Source organism: Streptomyces sp. NPDC088400, assembly GCF_044753355.1.
Classification (GTDB): Bacteria; Actinomycetota; Actinomycetes; order Streptomycetales; family Streptomycetaceae; genus Streptomyces.
The window spans coordinates 98,162-122,061 of the sequence record NZ_JBIVMZ010000015.1; the positions used below are offsets into that span (position 1 = coordinate 98,162).

Here is a 23,900-nt window from a genome sequence, read left to right on the forward strand (position 1 = left end):
CTGGGAGTAACTGTTCAACGTTCAACGAGTTCGATGAGCCCCACCATAGACCCATCTCGTTCAAGGTTCAACAATGTCACCCGATCGAGTTCCTGAGGCCCTGGCGGACGCGCGTAGACGTCGGGCACGATCTCCGTGGCTCCACCCGTACCGCCGCACCGCCGCCCGATCGACGTAACGGTCCGTGCCACGGCCCGTAAGCGCGGTCGGCGACAGTTCTCTTGTTCTGACAGTCCTTGAAGTCCCTTGAGTACGGTCCCCACGCTGGAGGCATTCCCCCCATGAAGATCCGCTCGGCGCTCAGCGCCCTCGCCCTCGTCACGGGCGCACTCTTCGCCCCCGGATTCGGCGTCCTCAGCACGTCCACCGACGCCCAGGCAGCCACCAAGGTCACCCACGCCACGGCGACCTCGATGTTCAGTTCGTCCGGCATCACCTGGTCCTCGTCGGGCGGCTGCTCCGACCGCAACACCCCGACCTGTACCTCGTTCGACCAGCTCAACCTCGACTCGGCCAAGGGCGCGCAGACCCTGAAGAGCGCCAGCGGCTGCGCCCTCAACATCACCGGAGGTACGGAGACCGGCCACGCGGGCGGCACGTACTCGCACTGGAACGGCTACAAGCTCGACTTCGCCAAGGCCACCTGTGTCACCAACTACGTCAAGAACACGTTCACTTACATAGGCATACGCGGCGACGGCGCTCCGCAGTGGCAGTCGGGCGCGGGCAACGTCTACGCGGACGAGGGCAACCACTGGGATGTGACGTTCCACAGCTGCGGCTGCTGAGGTTCGTCGGCCACATATGACGGTGCCCCGCCCTCCCGCCGAAATGGCTGGGGGAGCGGGGCACCGCCGTCACGTACTCGTCACGCACTCACGTACGCATGTACGGCGTGGGTCAGGAACCGACCGCCACCGTCCAGCGGCGCGGGTTGCCGTCGTGCGCGGCGCCCGAGACGTCCGGCTGGCCGGTCGGCTGTACGTCGTCGTACGGGAAGGCGTACCCGATCGGGGTGTTGGCGTGCAGCACCCGTGCGAAGTGGTTGGTGACCGGGTCCTTGTAGTAGTCCGCCGCCGTGGCGCCGTTCGGCTGGTCGGGGTGGGTGAGGAGCGTCGAGCGGTTGAAGGCGGCGCCGAGCCGCGCGAGCAGCCCCTTCTTGTCGTCCGAGTCGTTCGGGTTGTTGGCGAACGGCCCGCTGTTGCAGGTGAAGATGTCCATCGAGGTCGGCTTGGAGAAGGTGTGCCCACCGTTGAAGGTGAGCGTGTCACCGCTGACCCGGCCGGTGAACACGCCCCGGCCGCCCTGGAGATCGATCTTCAGGTCCTCGGAGCGGTACTTCTCCCAGACCTTGTCGACATAGCTGTTGAAGACGTTGTCGAACGGCTTCTCGCCGGACAGGTTCTGCGGCGAGATGACGCGCAGCACCTTTCCGTCCTCACCGCGCAGCACCAGCTTGTCCCACGGGTGCCCGTCGACGGCCGCCTGGGCGGTGAGCCCGTCCGCGATCTTCTCCAGGGCACCTTCGGGCAGCGGGGCGACCGTGTGGGTGGCGTCCCCTTCCAGCTTGATGCCGATCGGCAGGGCCGTCACCAGGTCGACGTAGCTGATGTTCGAGTAGAGCTGGTCCGAGTTGAAGGTGAACTCGGCGAACGACCAGGTGCGGCCGTAGTTGGGGTCGGCCTTGGTCGCGAAGGCCGGCTCGACCAGGGAGGGTCCCGGGTTGAGGAAGAAGTCCAGCTTGTCGTCGCGTACGAAGTAGACGCGCGCGCCGAACATCTGAGGCAGCGTCAGTACCACCGGCGCCGCACCTGCCGCATTCAGCGGGATCGCACAGTCGACGGGCAGCGGGGTCTGCGGGGCGCCCGGGGACTCCGGCCGGTAGACACTGCCGTCGGCACGCAGCAGCACCCAGCTGTTGGTGGCCTGGTCGTGACCGGTGACATAGGCGTTCACCGCACCGGGCAGCGACTTGTTCTCAAGGGCCAGCTCACAAGTGGCCGGAGCCGCCGACGCCTTGGAGCTGAGAGAGCTCCCCCAGACGGGGTACGTGAGCGCCGTCGCCGCCGCGGCCGTGCCGGACAGGAACATTCTGCGGGATATCACGGATGTTCTCCTGAAATGTGGGGGGTGCGCAGACATGTGCGGTACGTGGGGGGCCGCGTCTGCGCTGCCCAACACTCTTGCTACCTATAGGGATTCGCGTCAAGAGTTGAGGCTGAGAGCGCTCTCAGTGACGGGTGATGTTCACAACATGACGTGAGACGGCGGCCGTTGACGAGGGGTCAGGCGGCTCGCCGTGGAGGGGTCAGCGCGAGCGTGGCCCAGGTGCGGGTCCCGTTGGCGGCGCTGTGAGCGGCGTCGAAGCCCCACCTGCCCCGATGGGTGCGTACGAGGTCGGGAACGACCCGCAGCGCGGCATGGCGCCGCTGATCGCAGGCGGCGGCGAGGCGGGGATGGCTGTGTCGCGGATGGGTGTCGTACGCGATGACACGCAGGACGCCGTCCCGCTGACGCAGTGCGAGATAGACGTCCTCACCTGCGGCGGTGAACCGGCAGGCACAGGTCATGAGTTCACGCACGAGGTGCATGGCGGGACGGACGAGGCGTCCCAGCTGATGGCTCTCCAGGAGGACTTCGGCGATCTCGAAGGCGATGGCGGGCGTCGAGACGGCAGAGGGGAGGGTGAGGCTGTAGGCGAGATTCCCGGGGTGCGGCTCGGCGGTGTCCGGTGGTGGCGGCGGGCACTGCGTGAACCGTGCGGGGCCCCGGTGCGCGAACGGCGCGTGCGCGGTGGGCGGTACGGGGGTGAGCCGGTCGGCGTCGGGCATGGCAACTCCGCTTGCTGGTGGGTGAGTTGTTCGGCGCGTGAGGTGGACGCCGGTGGCACGCGGCGAAGTGGTGGCTTGGCTCCCTGACGCGAGTCGGCCCCTCCCAGGGCAGGAGGGCGCGGGCAGGCTCGCGCGATGCGCTTCCGTTTCGCCGTGTGTGAACGTCGCATCACTGACGGTAGAGCAACGCTCCCCAACTGCGCCACTCAGTAGGTACAAAATTAACCACCCGTGGTTTGTTAGCCTGATGCCCGGCAGACTGAGCGGTAGTCAGACAGGAAGGACCCCCGTGCCCCCACGGACCACACCCACGCAGCGCCAGAAGCGACTCGGCGCCGAGGTTCGGAAGATACGGACCACCGCGGGCATGTCCGCCGAGCACGCCGCCGGGTTGCTCGGTGTCGACCGGGGCAAGATCTCGAACATCGAGTCGGGTATCCGCAACATCAGTCCCGAACGGCTGCGCACCCTCGCCACCCACTGCGAGTGCGCGGACGAGCGGTACGTGTCCGGGCTCGTGGAACTTGCCGAGCCTCCAGGGCGGAACTGGTGGGACGAGTACAGGGGGCGGGTGTCCCCCGGACTGCTGGACATCGTGGAGCTCGAATGGCACTCGGTCCGGATACAGACCGTCCAGACGGTCCACGTGCCGGGGCTTCTCCAGACCGAGGACTACGCCCGCAGTATCTTCGCGGCGGTACTCCCCGAGCTCTCACGTCTCGAAATCGAACTACGCGTGGCCCACCGGATGGACCGGCAGCGCGTACTCGACCGTGAACGGCCCGTCGACTACGTGGGATACGTGCACGAGGCGGCGCTGCGCATGCGCTTCGGTGGCCTTGAGACGACCAGGAAACAGCTCAGTGCTCTGATCGATGCCGGTGAACGGGACTGCATCACCCTGCGCGTCATCCCGGTGGAACTCGGCAGCTTCCCCGGTGCCGGGCATGCTCTGCTCTATTCGGAAGGCGCCGTCGCTCAACTCGACACCGCCCAACTCGACGCGGCTCACGGCCCGCAGTTCACGGACGCCGAGCCGCAGCTCGCCAAGTACCGTGCCCACCTGGACTGGATGGACGCGGAGTGCTTGTCGGCCGGCGCCTCGCGTGACTTCATCCACGGGATCATTCGCGAACTATGAGGAGACCTGTCGTGCCCGAGATCACTTGGGAAGACCCGTTCTGTGGCGAGGGCAACAACTGCTTCCGCATGGGCACGGACGCCGACGGCAACGCGTACATAGCCGTCGCCGGTCAGGAGGGCACGTACCTCACCGACACCCGTGAAGCCCTCCGCACGATGATCCAGGACATCAAGGCCGGCAAGGCCGACCACCTGCTGTAGGTCAGACGGCCTTGACGACGGTGCCGGTGCCTTCGAGTGCGGTGACCTCGTCAGTGGGTGCCGTGGTGTCGGTGACGAGGGTGTGCAGGAGCGTGGCCGGGCCGACGTAGGCGTAGGCGGTGTGGCCGAGCTTGCTGCCGTCGGCGGCGACGATGATGCGGCGCGCGGAGGCGATGGCGGCCTTCTTCACGGCCGCGTCGTCGAGGTCGTAGGCGGTCAGGCCGTCGGCCGAGCTCAGGCCGCAGCAGCCCATGACGGCGGTGTCGAAGCGCAGCGCCGCCAGGGACGCGAGGGTGAGCGGGCCGGTGAGTGCTCCCTCGGCGGCCCGGGGCTGCCCGCCGGGCACCATCAGCGTGGCCCGGCCCGGTCCCTCGCCGAGTACGTGGATGGCTTGCAGCGACAGGGGCATCACGGTGACCGGCCGCCGGCGCAGCAGGTGGGCGAGCTCCAGGCAGGTGGTGCCGCTGTCGAGGAGGACGGTCTCACCGTCGGCGATGAGTGAGGACACCTCGGCCGCGATGCGGCGCTTGGCATCGACGGCCTCGTGAGTACGCAGGGCGAAGGGCGGCTCGTCGCCCCTGAGCAGCAGCGTGCGCGCCCCGCCACGGACGCGTTCGAGGACGCCTTGCGCGGCCAGCGTGTCGAGGTCGCGCCGGATGGTCATCTCGGAGGCGCCGGTCAGTTCGGCGAGTTCCTGGACCGTGGTCCTTCCCGACTCTCTGACGGCCTGCGCGATCATCCCGTGCCGGTCTGCGTTGCTCATGCCGCGATTGAACACCACCCGAAATGAACATTCAATGTGTGTGAAACGACAGTATTCAATCGCGCTAGGTGTTCGTTACGGTGGGTCTCATGAGCGATTCGCTTCGATCCGCCCGAGTGGCGACCTTTGTCTACTTCGTCCTCTGCGGCACTGTGATGGGCACCTGGGTGGTGAACATCCCCGCCATCGAGGAGCGCGTGGGCATCAGCCACGCGACGCTCGGAGGACTCCTGGTGCTGCTGGGGCTGGGGGCCTTCATCGGTATGCAGGTGGCCGGGCGTCTGACCGACAGTCTCGGCGCGCGCGTCGTCGTCCCCGCCACCGGTGTGCTGTGCAGCGCGGCCCTGGTGCTGCCCGGCCTTTCTCCGGAGCCGTGGATGCTCGCGGGTGCCCTGCTGGTCTTCGGTTTCTGCAACGGCTGCCTGGACGTGAGCATGAATGCCCACGCCGTGCACGTGGAGAAGGCGTACGGCCGGCCCGTCATGTCGGCCTTCCACGCCACGTTCTCGGTCGGCGGTGTCCTTGCCGCACTCGTCGGAGCGGCTACGGCGAGCGCGGACCTGAGCCCGGCCGTGGGCATGGCCGCTGTGGGAGCGCTGGGCATCGTGATCGCCCTGGTGTCGGGACGTGCCCTGCTGCCGGCCGCACCCCCCGCTGCCGCCACCGACTCCGCTGCGGACACCGACTCCGCGGGGGAGGCCGAAGGCTCCGCGAAGGAGGCCCAGGGCTTCGCGGGAGAGGCCCAAGGCTTCGCGGGGGAGCCCGGGCAGGCGCCGACCGCCGAGCGCCGCAGCGCCAACGGGCGTATCTGGATCCTCGCCACCCTGGCTCTGATGGTCATGCTGTGCGAGGGAGCCGCCAACGACTGGAGCACGCTGCACCTGAAGGACACCCTCGGTGCCCCCGCGAGCGTCGCCGCCTTCGCGTACGGCACCTTCGCGGCGACCATGACCATCGGCCGGCTGCTCGCCGACCGCCTCGTCGCCCGGTTCGGGTCCATGCCGATCCTGCGTTACGGCGCGGCGACGGCCGCCGTCGGCATCACGATCGTGGCCGTCGCCCCGTGGATCTGGGCCGCGTTCGCAGGATGGGCGCTGTTCGGTCTGGGGCTGTCCGGCTGTGTCCCGCAGTTGTTCAGCGCGGCCGGGCACGCCGACCCCGCCGCCGCGGGGGCCAATGTCTCCCGCGTCGCCGGACTCGGCTACGTCGGCATGCTCGCCGGCCCGGCCGTCATCGGCTGGCTGACCCACCTCGTCGCCCTGAACCACACCTTCATTCTGCTGACCCTGCTGTGTGCGATCACCGCTGTGGCCGCCGGGATCCTGCGCACCGGATCCGACCGCACGCGCGAGATGGCAACACGCGCCCACTGAAAGCCCCTTGAGACAGGGAGGAACCCACGACGATGTCCACCGAAATATCCACCGGGATGTCCACCGACCGCAGCATCGTGCTGTTCGACCTCTTCGGGGTCATCGCCCGCCACCAACGCCCGGGCGCCCTGGACAAGATGGCCGCCCGCGCTCACGCACCCACCGAAGCCTTCACCACGGCCTACTGGGCCTGCCGTCAGCCCTACGATGCCGGTCAGCAGTCCGCGTCCGAGTACTGGACCGCGGTACTGCGATGGCTGTCCCTGCCCGTCGACGCCGCCACCATCGAGGAGTTGCGCCTCACCGACATCGACAGCTGGTCACGCGTCGACGACCGGATGGTCGCCTACGTCCAGTCCCTCCGCGATGTCGCCGAGGTCGCCCTGCTGTCCAACATCCCCTCGGACCACGCGGACGCCTTCCTCGCCGCGCAGCCCTGGCTGCACGACCTGGACCACGTGGCCTTCTCCGGGAAGATCAAAGCGGCGAAGCCGGCCCCGGCCGCCTTCCACCACTGCGTCGTCGCCATGCGGGCCGCCCCGGCCGACTTCCTCTTCGTCGACGACCGCGAGGAGAACGTACGCGCCGCGCAGGCCACCGGTATGAACGGGCAGGTCTTCACCGGCCGCGACGAGCTGGCAACCGCCATCGACACCTGGCTGACGACCGGACGCGGATCCCGTACCGGGAGTCCCATGAGGCGGGACTCCCGGTACAGGACTCAGTGACGATCGCGGCGCACGGGCCCGGCGCGCGTCAGGTGAGTTCCGCCGCCACCAGTTCCGCGACCTTGGCGACCATCGGGTTGTCCGTCGGCCCGTCGGCGGCGTGCTTGGTCGTCAGCACGCTCAGCACCAGGGGCGCCCTGTCCGGAGGCCAGACCACGCCCACGTCGTTGGCGACGCCGTACTGGCTGCCGCCGCCCGTCTTGTCGGCCAGGATCCAGTCGGCGGGGAGGCCGGCCCGGAAACGCTCGGTGTTGGTCGAGTTGGCGACCAGCCAGCCGGTCAGCCGCTCCCGGTCCTCGGCCGGGAGAGCGTCACCGAGTACGAGCCGCCCGTAGGTCCGCCCGATGGCGAGGGGGCTGGTGACGTCGGTCTTCCGCCACGGTTCCGCCGTGTTCAGCTCGGGCTCCCACCGGTCGAGGCGGGTGACCGGGTCGCCCAGCGACCGGCTGAAGCGGGTGATCGCGGTGGGCCCGCCCAGCTCGCGGAGCAGCAGGTTTCCCGCCCCGTTGTCGCTGTGGGAGACGGTGGCGGAGCACAGCTCCTCGACGGTCATGCCGTTGGCGATGTTCTCGGGCTTGCCGGTCTCCGGGACGTGACCGATGTCGGTGACGTACTCCTTCGTGTACCGGATCCGCTTGGCGAGGAACTCGCCGTTCCGGTCGAGGTCCCGCAGGACGGCAGCGGCGGCGAGCGTCTTGAACACCGAGCACATCGGAAAGAGCTCGTCCGCGCGGTACGCCACGGTCCGGCCCGTGGCCGTGTCGCGGGCGAACACCCCGATGCGCGCGGCGTACTTGGCCTCCAGGTCGCTCAGCTGCCGGGAGATCTCTCCGCCGCCCGAAGCCACGGCGTACGCCGCCGTCGGCATCGCTGTCGCCAGTAATGCCCCGGCGCCGAGGGTCAGTACCGCGCGGCGGGAGGAAGGTCTTGTGGGTCGCACGATCGTGTTTCTCCTTGTTCCTAAGGACAGAACACTTGTTCAGACTGTTGGGGGTGATCGGATGGTTCCCGCCGCCGGAGATGTCCGGCCGGCTCGAATCCCGTTGAGGACCCGGCGCGCGCGTGCTAAACCAACGGGCAGCCGGTCTACACCACTTCCGCTTCCGGAGGCCCCCGTGCCGCTGCTGCCCGCCTGGACCCGTCGTGCCCTCCTGATCGCGGCCGGAGCGGGGGCCGCCCTCCTCGCCCTCCCGCGCCCGGCCGCCGCGAAGGCGGAATCCGCCGACGAGTTCGAGCGGCTACGGCTGCACTGGGTGGACCTTCAGCTCGGCAGCGGCTACGACCCGGCCGCCGCGCCCTACGCCGCCCGGCTCGCCGAGACCGGTGAACTCGCCGCGCGGTTCCGGCAGTCGATGGCCCCGGCGGACATCTCCCTCTGGCCCGACCGGCCGTACGATCCGCCGTCCGGCATCACCCAGAGCTACAGCAGACTCTGGACCATGACCCAGGCCTTCGCCCAGCCCGGCACCGGCCTCACCGGGGACGAGACGCTCCTCGCCGCCGTCCTCCGGGGCCTCGACCACCTCTCGGCGACCGTCTACCGGCCCGCCACCACCCCGTACGGCAACTGGTGGGAGTGGCAGATCGGCAGCCCCCGGCTCCTCATGGACATCGTCGCCGTTCTGTACGAGCACCTCACCGCCGAGCAGCGGGCCGCCGCGGCAGCAGCCGTCGATCACTTCATCCCGGACACCGCGCTCACCGACTACTCCGGCACCAGCACCGGCGCCAACCGCGTCGACCTCTGCCGTTCCGTCACCCTGCGGGGCATCATCGGCGCGGCTCCCGCGAAGATCGCGCTCGCCCGTGACGCGCTGTCGCCCGTGTTCCCGTACGTGACGAAGGGCGACGGCCTCTACGCCGACGGGTCGTTCGTCCAGCACACCTGGGTACCCTACTCCGGTACGTACGGCCAGGTCATGCTGGACGGTCTCGGGCGGCTGTTCACCCTGCTCGCCGGGTCCACCTGGGCCGTCACCGACCCGAACCGGCAGATCGTCCTCGACAGCGTGGAGCGTGCCTACGCCCCGCTCATCTTCAACGGTCTGATGATGGACAGCGTCAACGGCCGTGCCGTCAGCCGCGGTTACCTCGCGAGCGACGAGCGCCGGGTGATGCGCAGCGACCACTTCCACGGCCAGGAGCTGATCGCGGCCATCCCGCTGCTCGCGGGCGGGGCGTCCGCCGCCGAGCGCGAGCGCTGGACCGCGCTCGTCAAGGGCTGGATCGAACGGGACGCCGTGGCGCCCATCCTCACCGCCCGGCAGTTCGGCGTCGCGGACCTCGCCCGGCTGGCCGCCGTCGCCGCCTCCGGGGTGCCCGCCGCCCCCGAACCGGCCGGCCACCGGCTGTTCGCCTCGATGGACCGGGCCGTGCACCGGGGGAGCGGCGGCTGGGCCGCCAACATCGCCATGGCCTCGGACCGGATCGCGTACTACGAGTGCGGCGGCGGCGAGAATCCGCGCGGCTGGCACACCGGTGCCGGAATGCTCTACTGGTGGGGCGCGCGGCAGGGCAACGACCAGTACACCGACTGGTTCTGGCCCACGGTCGACCCGTACCGGCTGCCCGGCACGACCGTCTCCACCCAGCGGCTCGCGGACCGGGCCGGCGGCGAGTGGGGCGAACCGAAGCCCGCCGTACGGTGGGTCGGCGGCGCGACCGACGGACGGTTCGCGGCCGTCGGACAGCACCTCAAGGGGCTCGGCTCCACCCTCGAAGCGCGCACATCCTGGTTCTGCGCCGACGACGCCGTCATCTGCCTGGGCGCGGGGATCACCGGCATGGACGGAGTACCGGTCGAGACGGTCGTGGACAACCGCAACCTGGGAGAGCCCGCCGCCCCGGGCAACGACGGGTTCACTCTCGATGACGGACCCCGCCCCCGCTGGGCGCACCTGGAAGGCCACGGCGGCTGGGTCTTCCCCGCAGGCGGCGGGGACGCGCCCCTGCGGACGCTCGCCGAGGACCGGACCGGCGCCTGGCACGACATCAACACCACCAGCTCCACCGAACGCCGCATCCGCCGCTACCGCACCCTCTGGCTGGACCACGGCACCGACCCCGTGGACGCCTCGTACGTCTATCTGCTGATGCCCGGCGCCTCCCGGCGTACGGTCGCGGCCCGCGCGGCCGACCGCCACTGGCCGGAGATCCTCGCCAACACGGCCGCCTGCCAGGCCGTGGCGATTCGCTCCCTCGGCTGTACCGCCGCGAACTTCTGGGAGTCCGGTACGGCGGGACCGCTCACCGCGACCGCGCCCGCGAGCGTGCTCGTCGTCGTCCGGGGCCGGACCGCGACGCTGCGCGTGAGCGACCCCACCCGCTCGGGGCGGCCGTTCGAGATCGGCTGGAGCCGGCGGGTGCGGGCCGTAACCGACCGGGACCCGTCTGTCGAGGTGCTCGCGGCGGGACGTACGGTACGGCTGAGGATCAGCCCCGGAGTGGCCGGCGCCACTCATGGCTGCACGGTGACGTTGCGCTGAAGTCTAGGGGGATCCCCACAAATGCCAGGGGTACCTTGCTGTTCGGGAACCCCGCATCGGGCAGGGTTCTGTCCAGGCCCACCAGGAATACCGCCGGGAGACTGTGTGGAGTCGACGGCGCGCTTTCCTTGGTGATGTTCGTAGGGTTGGGACATGACCGTAGTGGACGAGACTTCGAGCGAGCCCGCAGACGCCAGGGGCCGTGTGGCCGAATTGCACGCCCTGCGTGAGCAGGCCCGCCGAGGGCCCAGCGACCGTGCGACCGAGGCGCAGCGAGCAAAGGGCAAGCTGACCGCCCGCGAGCGCATCGAGCTGTTGCTCGACGAGGGCTCGTTCAAGGAGGTCGAGCAGCTGCGCAGGCACCGCGCGACCGGCTTCGGCCTGGAGGCCAAGAAGCCTTACACGGACGGTGTCATCACCGGCTGGGGCACCGTCGAGGGCCGGACGGTCTTCGTGTACGCGCACGACTTCCGGATCTTCGGCGGCGCCCTCGGCGAAGCCCACGCCACCAAGATCCACAAGATCATGGACATGGCCATCTCGGCCGGTGCCCCGCTGGTCTCGCTGAACGACGGCGCCGGCGCCCGTATCCAGGAGGGCGTCTCCGCGCTCGCCGGTTACGGCGGGATCTTCCAGCGCAACACCCGCGCCTCCGGTGTCATCCCCCAGATCAGCGTGATGCTCGGCCCGTGCGCGGGCGGCGCCGCCTACAGCCCGGCGCTCACGGACTTCGTGTTCATGGTCCGCGAGACCTCGCAGATGTTCATCACCGGCCCCGACGTGGTCAAGGCCGTCACCGGCGAGGAGATCACCCAGAACGGCCTCGGCGGCGCCGATGTGCACGCCGAGACCTCGGGCGTCGCGCACTTCGCGTACGACGACGAGGAGACCTGCATCGCCGAGGTGCGCTACCTCCTGTCGATGCTGCCGCAGAACAACCGCGAGAACCCGCCCAGGACCGAGCCCGAGGACCCGGCGGACCGCCGCTCCGAGGTCCTGCTCGACCTGGTGCCCGCGGACGGCAACCGCCCGTACGACATGCACAAGGTGATCGAGGAGCTCGTCGACGACGGCGACTTCCTGGAGGTCCACGAGCGCTGGGCCCGCAACATCATCTGCGCCATGGCCCGGCTCGACGGCCAGGTCATCGGCATCGTCGCCAACCAGCCGCAGTCCCTCGCCGGGGTCCTGGACATCGAGGCGTCCGAAAAGGCCGCACGCTTTGTCCAAATGTGTGATGCTTTCAATATCCCGATCGTCACGCTGCTGGACGTTCCCGGCTTCCTGCCGGGCGTCGACCAGGAGCACGGCGGCATCATCCGGCACGGCGCCAAGCTGCTGTACGCCTACTGCAACGCCACCGTGCCCCGGATCTCGCTGATCCTGCGCAAGGCGTACGGAGGCGCGTACATCGTCATGGACTCCCAGTCCATCGGTGCCGACCTCACCTATGCCTGGCCCACCAACGAGATCGCGGTGATGGGCGCCGAGGGTGCCGCCAACGTCATCTTCCGCAAGCAGATCGCCGAGGCCGAGGACTCCGACGCCATGCGGGCCCGCATGGTCAAGGAGTACAAGGCCGAGCTGATGCATCCCTACTACGCGGCCGAGCGCGGCCTGGTCGACGACGTCATCGACCCCACCGAGACCCGAGAGGTCCTCGCCGGGGCGCTGGCCATGCTCCGTACCAAGCACGCCGACCTGCCGTCCCGCAAGCACGGCAACCCGCCGCAGTGATCCACCGCCCATCGGGCGAGCAGACCGCAGTGACCGCCGCCCTCCGGCGAGAAGCCACCGCCCATCGGGCGAGAAGACGGAGACACGACTTCCATGAGCGATCCGACGAAAGAATCCCTGCTGCGCGTCGAGAAGGGCCACGCCGGCCCCGAGGAGCTCGCGGCGATCACCGCCATCCTGATGGCCCGCGCCGCGGCCCAGCCCGAGGCTCCGGCGCACCGCGGCCGCTCCACGGCCGGCTGGCGCCGCCTGGAGCGCACTCCCGGCTTCCGCGCCCCGCACAGCTGGCAGGGCTGAGCACGTCAGGTCCTTGTCGCACCGCATACGACGGCCCCCGCACTCCTTCGAGTGCGGGGGCCGTCGCATGAAGCGGTGTACTACCGCAGTCGTGCCATGAGTGCGTGTTCGACGAGGGTGATGAGTCCGCTTTTGGCGTCGGCGCGGTGGCGGGCGTCGGTGGTGATGATGGGGGTGTCGGGGCCGATCTGGAGTGCTTCGCGTACTTCGTCGGGGGTGTAGGGCTGGTGTCCGTCGAAGCCGTTGAGGGCGATGACGAAGGGGAGTCCTGAGTTTTCGAAGTAGTCGACGGCGGGGAAGCAGTCGGCGAGGCGGCGGGTGTCGACGAGGACGACGGCGCCGATGGCGCCGCGGACGAGGTCGTCCCACATGAACCAGAAGCGGTCCTGTCCGGGGGTGCCGAACAGGTAGAGGATGAGGTCTTGGTCGAGGGTGATGCGGCCGAAGTCCATGGCCACGGTGGTGGTGGTCTTGTCTCCGGTGTGGGTGAGGTCGTCGATGCCGGCGGATGCGCTGGTCATGACGGCTTCGGTACGCAGCGGGTTGATCTCCGAGACGGCGCCGACGAACGTGGTCTTGCCCACGCCGAAGCCGCCCGCCACCACGATCTTCGCGCTGGTGGTTGAGCGGGCCGCACCGCCGCTAGAGCTTGCGAAGTCCACTGAGCACCCTTTCGAGCAGTGTCACGTCTGGCTGACCCCCGACGGTCTCGTCGCCGCCGGGCTGATGGATGGCGACGAGGCCCGCCTCCGCCAGGTCGGCTACGAGGATCCGGGCCACGCCGAGAGGAATGGAGAGGAGCGCCGAAATCTCGGCGACCGATTTGATCTCAAAACACAGTTGGCAGATCCGCTGATGCTCGGGCAACTGCCCTTGCAGCTGGGACGGATCCGCCGTCGTACTGACCAGCGCCTCGATGGCGAGCTGGTACCGGGGCCGGGTCCGGCCGCCGGTCATCGCGTACGGGCGCACCAACGGGTTGTGCGCGCCCATGGACGGAGCGGGTTCCACATGCCTCGGCGGCACCGGCTGGATGCGGGGCTGCCTGGGCTGCTCGTACGGCTGCTGCCGTGCCGGTTCCTCGTACGGCTGCCGCTGCGGGGTGCGCTGCGGCGGTTCCTCGTACGACTGCCGCTGCGGCGGCTGCTCGTACGGTTGTTGCTGTTGCTGTTGATGCTGGGGCGGGCGGTAGGTCTGTTGTCTCGGGCCTTGGCCGTCGCTCTGCCCACCCTGGCCGTCCCGTCCTCCCTGACCGTCCTGTCCTCCCAGGCCGCTCTGCCTGCTCGGCGTGGAGGGAAAGTTGAAACGGTTCCGAGCATGATCACTCGGGGACCGCGGGCCACCGTCATAGGGGTGTCCGCCTGGGGGTGTAGCCACGTGTCCTCCTCCGACTGCCGGTCGCCGGTCCATATCCCTCTAGGCCGCGCCACCGCACCTTAATGGTGCGGTGGCGGAACGTGCACTGTCTGTCAGTTCAGCAGACTTCCCTGGAGCTCGGCACGCAGGTCCGGAGTGAGGACCGTGCCCGCGCGGTCGACCAGAAGCGCCATCTCGTAACCCACCAGGCCGATATCGGCCTCGGGGTGGGCGAGTACGGCCAGCGACGAGCCGTCGGAGATGGACATGAGGAAGAGGAAACCGCGCTCCATCTCGACGACGGTCTGGTTGACCGCGCCGCCTTCGAAGATCCGGGACGCCCCCGCGGTCAGCGAGGTCAAACCGGATGCCACGGCCGCGAGTTGGTCGGCGCGGTCGCGGGGGAAACCTTCGGACATGGCCAGCAGGAGTCCGTCGGCGGAGACCACCACTGTGTGGGACACCCCAGGGGTGTTGTCCACGAAGTTGGTGATCAACCAGTTCAGATTCTGCGCCGCCTGGCTCATCGGGCTCACACTAACGCTCCTGGTTGTAGGTACTGCCGGGGCCCTGGCCCGGTCCGTTCGTGTCCGATCCCGCGTTGCGTCCCCGCTGGACACCGCGGCGCAGGTTGCTCAACCTGCCGCGGATGTCCTCCGGGGCGCGGGAAACCTGAGGTCCACTCTGCGTGGCCTGCTCCGCCGCTCCCTCGACCAGGTTGGCCTTGGGTACGCGGCGGGGGAGACCGGACGAGGTGATCCCGCCGGCTTTGGGCTCACGGAGTTTCTCGGCCCGCTGAAAGCGATCGTCGTTCGTCGATCGCCAGTCCTCGGAACCGGCCGCCCCGATCCGCCCGTTGCTCTGCCCGTTGTCCTGACCATTGTCACGGTTGCCGGCCTGGCCGTTGACCAAGCTGCTGAGGCCGTTGATCCGGTCGTCGCTCCGGTCGTTGTCCTGATCACCACCGCCACTGTGGCCGTTGCCGCCGCCGTGCCCATTGTCCAGGCCGGTGCTCAGGCCGTTCAACTGGGTCTGTACGGACGGCCCGTTGTCCTGATCGGTGGGCTGCCACTGCTGAGGCGGCTGGCTGCTGCCACGGCGCGGCAGGCCCGCATCCGTCAATGCGTGGCTGGCGCTCGGAGAGGGACCCGGACGGTCGAAGCCTACGCGTTCCTGAGCGATCTCGGGAGCGTGCGGGGCAGATTCCGGTTCCGTTCGCCGCTCGGCCTCCTGGGCGCCTTGGTACGCACCTTGACCGGCCCAGTCGTCCTGGTGGGCCTGGGGAGCGAAGGCGTTCTCGTACGATCCGCCGGCACCCTGCGAAGCCTGGAAGGGGGCTTCCGTATAGGGCTGCCCCTGGGACCCCTGGTACGCGTCGGACTGCTGGTGCTCCCCGGGCGCGCGGTACTCGTCGAACCCGGCCGTCGCGTGGTCCGTACCGTGCCCGGCTCCGTGGCCCGCTCCCGGGCCCGCGGTGAGGTCCGGCCCGGTCGGGAATCCCGCGTCGTACGACACGTCCTGAGGCGTGAACTGGCCATCGGCGCCGCCGCGGTACTGGCCGTCGACCTGGTCGCTGTAGAGCGGCTGTGCGCCCTCCGGCGGGGTCCCCGGCGCGGACCGGGGGCCGTCGCCCGCGAACGAGCGGTTGACCGGGTTCGGCGTGAGCGGACCGTCGGCCGCCGGCTCGTCGTAACGCGAGTCGTCGAACCCCAGCTCGGCGGCGGTCTTCGGGGTGCTCGGCCGGAAGACCCGCTCCACCACCGGGGCCGTCTCGTCCAGGACCATCTGCGAGACCGCGAAGTCGTCGGACGGCGCCGCCTGGGCGCCACCGCCATGCGTGATCGAGTCGGGGAGCATGACCAGGGAGGTCGTACCGGCCTGCTCGCCGGAGGGGCGCAGCTGGACCCGGACGCCGTGCCGGTCGGAGAGCCGGCCGACCACGAACAGGCCCATGCGCTGGGAGACGGAGGCGTCCACGGTCGGCGGGTTGGCCAGCTTGTGGTTGATGTCCGCGAAGTCCTCGGCGGTGAGGCCGATGCCCTTGTCGTGGATCTCGATCATCACGCGGCCGTCGGGCAGCCGGGTCGCGGTGACCCGGACCTTGGTCTGCGGCGAGGAGAACGTGGTGGCGTTCTCCAGCAACTCGGCCAGCAGATGCACCAGGTCGGTCACGGCCTGGCCGTGGATCTCGGTCTCGGGGACGCCGGACAGCTCGATGCGCTCGTACGACTCGACCTCGGAGGAGGCGGCGCGCAGCACGTCCACGAGCGGCACCGGCTCGTTCCAGCGGCGGCCCGGCTCCTCACCGGCGAGCACCAGGAGGTTCTCGCCGTTACGGCGCATCCGGGTCGCCAGGTGGTCCAGCTTGAAGAGGTTCTCCAGCTGGTCCGGGTCGCCCTCGTGGTTCTCCAGGTCGGAGATCAGGGTCAACTGGCCCTCGATCAGCGACTGGTTGCGGCGCGAGAGGTTGGTGAAGATCGCGTTCACGTTGCCGCGGAGCATGGCCTGCTCGGCGGCGAGCCGGACCGCCTCGCGGTGGACCTGGTCGAAGGCGCGGGCGACCTCGCCGATCTCGTCACGCGAGTCGATCGGGATCGGCTGCACCCGGGTGTCGACCCGGCCGGGCTCGGTCCGGGAGAGCTGGTCGACCAGCATCGGCAGCCGCTGCTCGGCGATGCCGAACGCGGCCGTACGCAGCGAGGCCATCGAGCGGCTCATCTGCCGGGCCACCATCCCGGCCAGGATGAAGGCCGCCAGCAGGGCGACCAGCACGATGGCCGCGTTGGTGATGGCGTCGTTCCTGGCGTTGTCCGAGATCTGGGCCGCGTCGGTCACGGCCCGGTCGACGAGATCCTTCTCGATGACCGTGTAGCCGTCGAACTTGGAGGTGGAGGCGGCCATCCAGGTCTCGGGCGTGACACCGCGCTGCGCCAGCTGCTCGGGGTTGTCACCGGTGGCGATGGCCGTGACCATGCCCTCGAAGACGGAACCTTCCTGCGTCGGCGGCGGCGTGAACTCCTGGCCGGCGGCCGCGGCCTGCTGCTCGGCGGCGGCGAGCTTCCTGGCTCCCTCGGCCGCCTGCCGCTTCATGACGTCCTGAAGCTTGACCGTGTCCGCCTCGGTGCCACCGGAGACGTACTCGGCGATGGAGATGTCCTCCAGGTAGGCGTACGAGGAGAAGGCGATCGTCTGGCCGCGCCTGACGTCCTCCTTCTGGCTCGGCCTGACCAGCAGATGCGTTCCGATGGAGCGCTGGAGCGACTCGGCGGCCTTGGCCAGCTGGATCGCGTAGACCGTACGGCCGTAGCTGGTGATGTTGCCGACGCCCAGGCTCAGTTCGTTGGCGAATTCCATGAGGGAGTGCTGGATCAGCACATAGCCCTCCTCGGTCGCCACCGGACCGCCGTTGCCGTTCGTCTTGTCGGGGGTCTCGACGCCCGCGGTGTACGCGGTCTTCCGGATGTCCGCCAGCTTGGGCTCTTCGCTCCGGAACAGGCTGAGGCGCCGCTCCAGGCCCTGCTTCGGCGGCATGCCCTGAACGGCGACGTCGAACTTCTTCTTCGCCTCGTCGGTGGTCGCGCGGGCCTGGGCGACGACCGGTGCGTCGCGCTTGTTGGTCAGCAGCGACTGAGCGGTGAGGTCACGCTCGTTCAGTACGGCCTGGGCGTACTCCGAGGCGGCTCGTACGACGAGCGCCGTTCCCTCGGCGTCCTGGGCCTCCTGCCAGGTGTCGAGGGATGCCTTGACCTGAAAGCCGCCCATCACCAGGCCGACGATCGCGGGTATCAGAAGAATGGCGTTGAGCCTGGTGGGTACCCGCCAGTTGCGCGGCGAGAACCGGCTGGCGCTACCGGTCTTCGCGGGTGAGCCCGCCTCGGGCGCATGAGGCACCGCCGCGCGCTGGGGCGGGGTGAAGTTGCCCCGCGCCTGTTGCTCCGCGGAGCTGTTCTTGCTTCGCCTCACTCGACCAACAACCTCTCGGCGTCGGCACCTACGCTGTGCCGTGTTTTTTTCTCTCAGGGCCGTGCTACTCGGGGTTGTCGAATTCCAGCACGGGGAAGCGTCCCGGTCCAAACAGCTGGAACAAGCCATTCCGAGTGGTACAGGCCTCGCGTAAAACGGGCATAAAGAGCGAGCCCCGCCAAAAGGCGGGGCCGGTATGAGCGCAGCGGCACCGAACGAGTGCGTCGTGTGTCCGGAGACGGTGAATTCTCTGTCGAAATGTTATGAACACGGAGGCGGGCTGTGTCAAAGGACATAGCCCACCTCCAGCCTCGGCTACGGCAACTTCCGTAGGCGTACGACTACTTGAGTCGTGCCATGAGTGCGTGTTCGACGAGGGTGATGAGTCCGCTTTTGGCGTCGGCGCGGTGGCGGGCGTCGGTGGTGATGATGGGGGTGTCGGGGCCGATCTGGAGTGCTTCGCGTACTTCGTCGGGGGTGTAGGGCTGGTGTCCGTCGAAGCCGTTGAGGGCGATGACGAAGGGGAGTCCTGAGTTTTCGAAGTAGTCGACGGCGGGGAAGCAGTCGGCGAGGCGGCGGGTGTCGACGAGGACGACGGCGCCGATGGCGCCGCGGACGAGGTCGTCCCACATGAACCAGAAGCGGTCCTGTCCGGGGGTGCCGAACAGGTAGAGGATGAGGTCTTGGTCGAGGGTGATGCGGCCGAAGTCCATGGCCACGGTGGTGGTGGTCTTGTCTCCGGTGTGGGTGAGGTCGTCGATGCCGGCGGATGCGCTGGTCATGACGGCTTCGGTACGCAGCGGGTTGATCTCCGAGACGGCGCCGACGAACGTGGTCTTGCCCACGCCGAAGCCGCCCGCCACCACGATCTTCGCGCTGGTGGTTGAGCGGGCCGCACCGCCGCTAGAGCTTGCGAAGTCCACTGAGCACCCTTTCGAGCAGTGTCACATCCGGCGTGCCGCCGGCATCTCCGTTGCCGGGCTGGTGAATGGCCACCATGCCGGCCTCCGCCAGGTCCGCCACCAGAATGCGCGCGACGCCGAGCGGCATGGTCAGCAGTGCCGACACCTCTGCCACCGATTTCACTTCACGGCACAGGTGGCAGATGCGCTGGTGCTCGGGGAGCAGGGTGGCGAGATGGGCCGGATCCGCTGTCGTACTGACCAGCGCCTCGATGGCGAGCTGGTACCGCGGCCGGGTCCGGCCGCCGGTCATGGCGTACGGGCGTACCAGCGGCTGATCGCCTTCAGGGCCGTAGGACGCGTCTATTGAGGCGCCGTACGGATCGTGAGAGGCGGGTGGCGGGGTCATGAATCCTCCGGGCGTGACAGCAAGATGTCTGCGTGCCGTCTGACTTGGCCGGTGGGGGGCCGGTTGGGCGGCCTGACGGTTGTTGAGCTGGGATTGATCCTGGGAATCCTCAGTGCAGCAGACTTCCCTGGAGCTCGGCGCGCAGGTCCGGAGTGAGGACCGTGCCCGCGCGGTCGACCAGAAGGGCCATTTCGTACCCCACCAGGCCGATGTCGCACTCGGGGTGGGCGAGTACGGCCAGGGACGAACCGTCGGAGACGGACATCAGGAAGAGGAAGCCACGCTCCATCTCCACCACGGTCTGGTTGACCGGGCCGCCTTCGAAAATCCGGGATGCCCCTGCGGTCAGCGAGGTCAGCCCGGACGCCACGGCCGCGAGCTGATCGGCGCGGTCGCGGGGGAAGCCCTCGGACATGGCCAGCAGAAGTCCGTCTGCGGAGACCACCACCGTGTGGGACACCCCAGGGGTGTTGTCCACGAAGTTGGTGATCAACCAGTTCAGATTCTGCGCAGCCTGACTCATCGGACTCAACTAACGCTCCTGCTGGTGAGAGTTGCCGAGGTTGAATCCACTGTTCGCCGGGCCGGTGTTGCCCGCCTGACGACCCTGCTGGATACCCCGACGGAGATTGGTCAGCCGCCCGCGTACGTCCGCGGGCGCACGCGAGACCTGCGGACCGGTCTGGTTGCTCTGCTCCTGCGCGGTACCGGGCACCAGATTGGCACGCGGTACTCGGCGGGGCAGACCGGAGGTGGTGATACCGCCCGCCTGGGGCTTCTTCGCCCGCTCGGCCTGGCGCACCAGCTCGTCGTTGGGCGAGGTGCGCCAAGAGGACGAGACGCCGATGCCGTTCGTGTCCGGAGTGCTGTCGAAGACGCCGAAACCCGAACCGCCCGAACCGCCCGAGCCGTTGGCACCGGAGCCACGGGCGCCGGAACCGTTGGTGGGCTCGCGCCGCGGCATCGGAGGACGCTGGGGCGGCTGGGACAGACCCTGCCGCCCCGACGAGTCCGACATGCCCAGCGGGTCCGGCGAACCCAGGGGGTCCGAGGAACCGAAGGGGGTCTGTGAGCCCAACGGGTCCGGCTCCTGCGGCCGCCGGCCGTTGTCCAGCGCGCTGTCCTGCGGCGCGCCGCCCTGCTGCGGGCCGTCCTGCTGCGGGCCGTGGAACCAGTTGGTCTCCAGGTTGTCGTACAGCGGGGTACGGCCGTCACCGGGACCCGAGGCCGGAGGCAGCGCCTCGGGCTGCGGCTGCGGCGGCAGGCTCGGCGGCTGGTAGCCGCCCTCGGAGCCGGGCACCGGAGCCGGCGCCGGCGGCCGGGGGGCGTTGAAGTTCTGCTGGGCGCTGTAGTTCTGCTGGGAGTCGTAGTCCGACGGCGGGCGGAAGTCGGACTGACCCGGACGGGCGTCGGACTGCCCCGGACTGAAGTCGGACTGGCCGCCGCGGTCCTGCCCGCTGTCCCGTTCCTGCCGGCCGTCGCGGTCCGGTGAGTAACCTCCGGGAGCCGCCGGGGCGCTGAAGTCCGGCCGGGGGAACTGCGCCGTGGCCGCGGGGTCCTGAGCGCCGCTGCCCTGCGGGGGCCCCGCGGCGGGCCGGGGCATGCTGAAGTCCGGGCGCTGGAACTCCGCCGTGGAACCGGGCCCCTGCCGCTCGCCCGTCTGCCGGGGGAACTGGCCGGTGGACTCGTGCTCCTCGTGGCCGCGCGGGGCGTCCAACGAGGGGCGCGGCGGCGGGGACTGCTGGCCGCTGCCCCAGGTGGTGTTCTGGGGGCGCCGCGGCTGCGGGTTGCCGCCGGGCAGTTCGGCGCGCGGTCCGCCGGGCGGCGGGAGCTGCCGGCCGCGGTCGGGGGCGCCACCCTGCTGGAAGGCGTTCTGGGCCTGGCCGCTGAAGCCGTTCTGGCCGCCGCCCTGGTCGGACCTGGCGCCCTGTCGGCCACCGGCCATGCCGTCCGGCGCCGCGGGGGTGCCGGGACGGTCCGTACGGCCTTGGCCCTGACCCGGAGCGCCCTGACCCGGAGCGCCCTGGCCGGGACCGCCCTGACCCGGAGCGCCCTGGCCCTGGCCGCCGCGGCCCTTGTTCTGGGAGGAGGAGCCGAAGGCGTTCTGGCTGAAGATGCTGGGCTGCCCGGAACTCTGGCCCTGGCCCTGGCGTTGCGCGTCGGCCGAGCCGCCCTGGGACCCGTCACGGGAGGGCAGCGCGGCACGCGGCCCCGCACCCGCACCGACCTGGCCGCGCGGCGCACCCGCGCCGAGCAGACCGCCGGGAGCCGGCGAGCCGCCGGGGCCGCCACCGGGACGGCCGCCTCCGGCCGCACCGGGACCACCGGTCAGCTGACCGCCCGTACCGCCAGGACCCTGACCGGGACCGCCCTGGCCGCCGGGCCTGCCCGGCGGAACCTTCTTGCCGCCGTGGGCGACATCGACCGGCAGCATGACCAGCGCGGTCGTACCACCGGAGTCGGAGGGGCGCAGCTGGATCCGGATGCCGTGACGCAGGGACAGCCGGCCGACCACGAACAGACCCATGCGGCGCGACACCGAGACATCCACGGTGGGCGGCGAGGCGAGCCGCTCGTTGATCGCCGCGAGGTCCTCGGGGGAGAGGCCGATACCGGTGTCGTGGATCTCGACGAGCACCCGCCCGTCGGGCAGCGCGTGACCGGTGACCCGGACCTTGGTCTGCGGCGAGGAGAACGACGTCGCGTTCTCCAGCAGCTCGGCGAGGAGGTGCACGAGGTCGTTGACGACGCGGCCGGCGACCTCGGTCGTGGGCACCGAGGACAGTTCGATGCGCTCGTACTGCTCCACCTCGGAGGCGGCGGCACGGAGCACGTCGACCAGCGGTACGGGCCGGGTCCAGCGGCGGCCCGGCTCCTCGCCCGCGAGGACGAGGAGGTTCTCGCCGTTACGGCGCATACGGGTCGCGAGGTGGTCGAGCTTGAAGAGGGAGGACAGCTGGTCCGGGTCGGCCTCGCGCGACTCCAGTTCGGAGATGAGCGACAGCTGGCGCTGGATGAGGCCCTGGCTGCGGCGCGAGAGGTTGGTGAACATCGCGTTGACGTTGCCTCGCAGCAGTGCCTGCTCGGCGGCGAGGCGGACGGCCTCGCGGTGCACGTCGTCGAAGGCCGTGGCGACCTGTCCGATCTCGTCCCGGGAGTGCACACCGACCGACTCGACGGACGTGTCGACATCCTGCGGGTCCGACTCGGAGAGCTGCTTGACCAGTTCGGGCAGCCGGTCCTGGGCCACCTTGGTCGCCGTGTCCTGGAGCCGGCGCAGCGAGCGGATCATGGAGCGGGCGACCACGAAGGCGCCGACGAGCGAGACACCGAGGACGACGACGATCAGCGCGGCGTTGATGAGCGCGTCCTGCTCCGACTCGTCGCGCAGCTCGCGGGCCTTGGCCTCCATCTCGCCCAGCAGCGTGAACTCGATGGTCTTCATCGCGTTGATCCGCGTAGATGCCTGGTCGGTCCAGTCCAGATACGAGCGTTCGGGCTGGCTCTGCAGGCCGTCGGTCCGGTCGAGCACCCGGTCCGCGTACTTCTCGGACGCCTGGATCTCCGGGTTGCCCTGGCCGTTGAGCGGGGCCATCAGCTCTTCGGCGTCGCCGCCCATCGACTCGTACAGCGAGGTGAAGGAGGCGAGGGCGTTCTTCTCCTTGTTCGCCGCGGCCAGACCGTAGAGGCGGTCGTTCTCGCTGAGCCGGCCCGCGGTCCTCGCGTCGGCGGGCAGCGCGGCGGCGATGATCGCCCGCTGGATGGAGGCGTACTCCTTGGCGGACGAGAAGGCGGCCAGCGCACGGGTCCGCTTGATCATGTCCGGGTTGCTGGTGGCCTGGGCCATGTCCTGCGAGAGGCTCAGCAGCGAGTCGATCAGTCCGCTGTACGCGTCGACCGTGAGCGAGTTCGCTTCCTCGCTCGACTCCGAGCGGGACGTGTAGGCGTCCTTGCGGATCTCGTTGATCTTGTTGACCTGGGTGGCGATCTGCTTGACGTTGGAGCGGATGCTCTCCAGCGCGTCGTCGTTCTCGGCGTTCCCGATGTCCACGGTGGCATCGATGAACGTCTTCTTCGCCCGGTCGGTCTTCGTACGGCGGTCCTGGACCTTGAAGTCCCTGGGGTTCGCGCCGTTGGTGAGGGGACCGGCCGACTCGTCACGCTCGGCCTGGAGCGCGGCGGCGAGGTTGGTCGCCTCTTTGGTCATCTTGGTGAGCAGCTGCATGTGCTCCAGCTGCTGCTGGTCGTTGAGCGACTCGTTGATACGCAGTCCGCCCAGCGAGGTGGCCGCGACCACCGGCAGGGTCAGCAGCGCCACCAGACGGGTGCTGATGCGCCAGTTGCGCAGAGCCATGCGCGAGCCCGAGTCGCCCGCCCCGGTGACCTGAGGCACCGGCGCCGGAGTGGACTTGGGCGCGGCCGACGGTTTCCCCGACGGCTTGGCTCCACCCGGAGCCGTACCGAGATTCCCACCACGGCCGCCGCTCTCGCCCGAGGGTGCTGAACCCTGGTTCTGGGTGTGCTGGGCCGAGGAGCCGCGGTCGGTTCCGCCGCGGTGCTCCTGCTCCGCCGCAGCACTGCTATCCCTCTTGAAACGTCCCTGCACTAGCGTCGCAACCTCTGGACCAGGCGTCCCTCCGCGCAACGGCGGGACGGTGTCGGCTTCGTGGGGCGCGGAAAAGCTCCCCATGGTGGTCGTGAGTGACCGGCGC

At 69.6% G+C, this 23,900-nt stretch carries 20 protein-coding genes; 8 read left to right on the plus strand and 12 right to left on the minus strand.

What is annotated here, in order from left to right:
* Positions 1-281 precede the first annotated feature (281 nt).
* On the plus strand, positions 282-788 hold the full coding sequence (locus ACIQD6_RS30410) for a hypothetical protein (RefSeq protein WP_401888614.1): 507 nt from the start codon (positions 282-284) through the stop codon (positions 786-788).
* A 112-nt stretch (positions 789-900) separates the two neighbouring features.
* Here ACIQD6_RS30410 and ACIQD6_RS30415 read toward each other — a convergent pair whose 3' ends face one another.
* Positions 901-2,091: a glycoside hydrolase family 64 protein gene (locus tag ACIQD6_RS30415; RefSeq protein ID WP_401888850.1), complete on the minus strand. Its 1,191-nt coding sequence runs from the start codon at positions 2,089-2,091 to the stop codon at positions 901-903.
* A gap of 194 nt (positions 2,092-2,285) precedes the next feature.
* Positions 2,286-2,831 (minus strand): ATP-binding protein, encoded by a 546-nt coding sequence (locus ACIQD6_RS30420; RefSeq protein ID WP_401888616.1) that lies wholly within the window; start codon positions 2,829-2,831, stop codon positions 2,286-2,288.
* A 289-nt stretch (positions 2,832-3,120) separates the two neighbouring features.
* On the opposite strand from ACIQD6_RS30420, the gene ACIQD6_RS30425 reads away from it, so the two are divergent.
* Entirely contained in the window at positions 3,121-3,972 is an 852-nt protein-coding gene (locus ACIQD6_RS30425) for a helix-turn-helix domain-containing protein (protein ID WP_401888618.1), read from the plus strand.
* Between the two features lie 11 nt (positions 3,973-3,983).
* A complete protein-coding gene (locus ACIQD6_RS30430; RefSeq protein WP_401888620.1) occupies positions 3,984-4,175 on the plus strand; it encodes a hypothetical protein in 192 nt (63 codons plus the stop codon).
* A gap of 1 nt (position 4,176) precedes the next feature.
* Here the strand turns inward: ACIQD6_RS30430 and ACIQD6_RS30435 are convergent, their stop codons facing one another.
* Positions 4,177-4,938, minus strand: coding sequence for a DeoR/GlpR family DNA-binding transcription regulator (locus ACIQD6_RS30435; RefSeq protein ID WP_401888621.1), 762 nt, complete (start codon positions 4,936-4,938; stop codon positions 4,177-4,179).
* 89 nt (positions 4,939-5,027) lie between these two features.
* Here ACIQD6_RS30435 and ACIQD6_RS30440 point away from each other — a divergent pair, with 89 nt between their 5' ends.
* Together ACIQD6_RS30440 and ACIQD6_RS30445 are read left to right on the plus strand one after the other, a co-directional pair.
* Positions 5,028-6,311, plus strand: a complete 1,284-nt coding sequence (locus ACIQD6_RS30440) for an MFS transporter (RefSeq protein WP_401888624.1) — start codon at positions 5,028-5,030, stop codon at positions 6,309-6,311.
* Positions 6,312-6,367: 56 nt separating this feature from the next.
* Entirely contained in the window at positions 6,368-7,039 is a 672-nt protein-coding gene (locus ACIQD6_RS30445; RefSeq protein ID WP_401888853.1) for an HAD-IA family hydrolase, read from the plus strand.
* A 28-nt stretch (positions 7,040-7,067) separates the two neighbouring features.
* Here ACIQD6_RS30445 and bla read toward each other — a convergent pair whose 3' ends face one another.
* Positions 7,068-7,907 (minus strand): class A beta-lactamase, encoded by an 840-nt coding sequence (gene bla / locus ACIQD6_RS30450; protein ID WP_401888856.1) that lies wholly within the window; start codon positions 7,905-7,907, stop codon positions 7,068-7,070.
* A 256-nt stretch (positions 7,908-8,163) separates the two neighbouring features.
* Here bla and ACIQD6_RS30455 point away from each other — a divergent pair, with 256 nt between their 5' ends.
* The 3 genes from ACIQD6_RS30455 (at position 8,164) to ACIQD6_RS30465 (ending at position 12,558) form a co-directional block, all read left to right on the plus strand.
* Complete coding sequence (locus ACIQD6_RS30455) at positions 8,164-10,524, plus strand: polysaccharide lyase 8 family protein (protein WP_401888859.1); 2,361 nt, start codon at positions 8,164-8,166, stop codon at positions 10,522-10,524.
* 153 nt (positions 10,525-10,677) lie between these two features.
* Positions 10,678-12,261, plus strand: coding sequence for an acyl-CoA carboxylase subunit beta (locus ACIQD6_RS30460; protein ID WP_401888626.1), 1,584 nt, complete (start codon positions 10,678-10,680; stop codon positions 12,259-12,261).
* A gap of 93 nt (positions 12,262-12,354) precedes the next feature.
* Positions 12,355-12,558: an acyl-CoA carboxylase subunit epsilon gene (locus ACIQD6_RS30465; protein WP_401888628.1), complete on the plus strand. Its 204-nt coding sequence runs from the start codon at positions 12,355-12,357 to the stop codon at positions 12,556-12,558.
* An 80-nt stretch (positions 12,559-12,638) separates the two neighbouring features.
* Here ACIQD6_RS30465 and ACIQD6_RS30470 read toward each other — a convergent pair whose 3' ends face one another.
* From ACIQD6_RS30470 to ACIQD6_RS30505, 8 genes are all read right to left on the minus strand, one after another.
* Positions 12,639-13,220 carry an ATP/GTP-binding protein gene (locus ACIQD6_RS30470; protein WP_031229389.1) on the minus strand — a complete coding sequence of 194 codons (582 nt, stop codon included), beginning with the start codon at positions 13,218-13,220 and terminating at the stop codon, positions 12,639-12,641.
* Positions 13,201-13,935, minus strand: a complete 735-nt coding sequence (locus ACIQD6_RS30475; RefSeq protein WP_401888631.1) for a DUF742 domain-containing protein — start codon at positions 13,933-13,935, stop codon at positions 13,201-13,203. The genes ACIQD6_RS30470 and ACIQD6_RS30475 overlap by 20 nt, the downstream gene beginning before the upstream one ends.
* Before the next feature lie 92 nt (positions 13,936-14,027).
* A complete protein-coding gene (locus tag ACIQD6_RS30480) occupies positions 14,028-14,441 on the minus strand; it encodes a roadblock/LC7 domain-containing protein (protein WP_010984131.1) in 414 nt (137 codons plus the stop codon).
* Positions 14,442-14,451: 10 nt separating this feature from the next.
* On the minus strand, positions 14,452-17,877 hold the full coding sequence (locus ACIQD6_RS30485) for a nitrate- and nitrite sensing domain-containing protein (protein WP_401888633.1): 3,426 nt from the start codon (positions 17,875-17,877) through the stop codon (positions 14,452-14,454).
* A gap of 341 nt (positions 17,878-18,218) precedes the next feature.
* A complete protein-coding gene (locus ACIQD6_RS30490; RefSeq protein WP_189282429.1) occupies positions 18,219-18,800 on the minus strand; it encodes an ATP/GTP-binding protein in 582 nt (193 codons plus the stop codon).
* Positions 18,781-19,188, minus strand: coding sequence for a DUF742 domain-containing protein (locus ACIQD6_RS30495; RefSeq protein WP_401888636.1), 408 nt, complete (start codon positions 19,186-19,188; stop codon positions 18,781-18,783). The genes ACIQD6_RS30490 and ACIQD6_RS30495 overlap by 20 nt, the downstream gene beginning before the upstream one ends.
* Before the next feature lie 109 nt (positions 19,189-19,297).
* Complete coding sequence (locus ACIQD6_RS30500; protein WP_030351794.1) at positions 19,298-19,711, minus strand: roadblock/LC7 domain-containing protein; 414 nt, start codon at positions 19,709-19,711, stop codon at positions 19,298-19,300.
* 9 nt (positions 19,712-19,720) lie between these two features.
* Entirely contained in the window at positions 19,721-23,794 is a 4,074-nt protein-coding gene (locus tag ACIQD6_RS30505; RefSeq protein ID WP_401888639.1) for a nitrate- and nitrite sensing domain-containing protein, read from the minus strand.
* Positions 23,795-23,900: the final 106 nt, after the last annotated feature.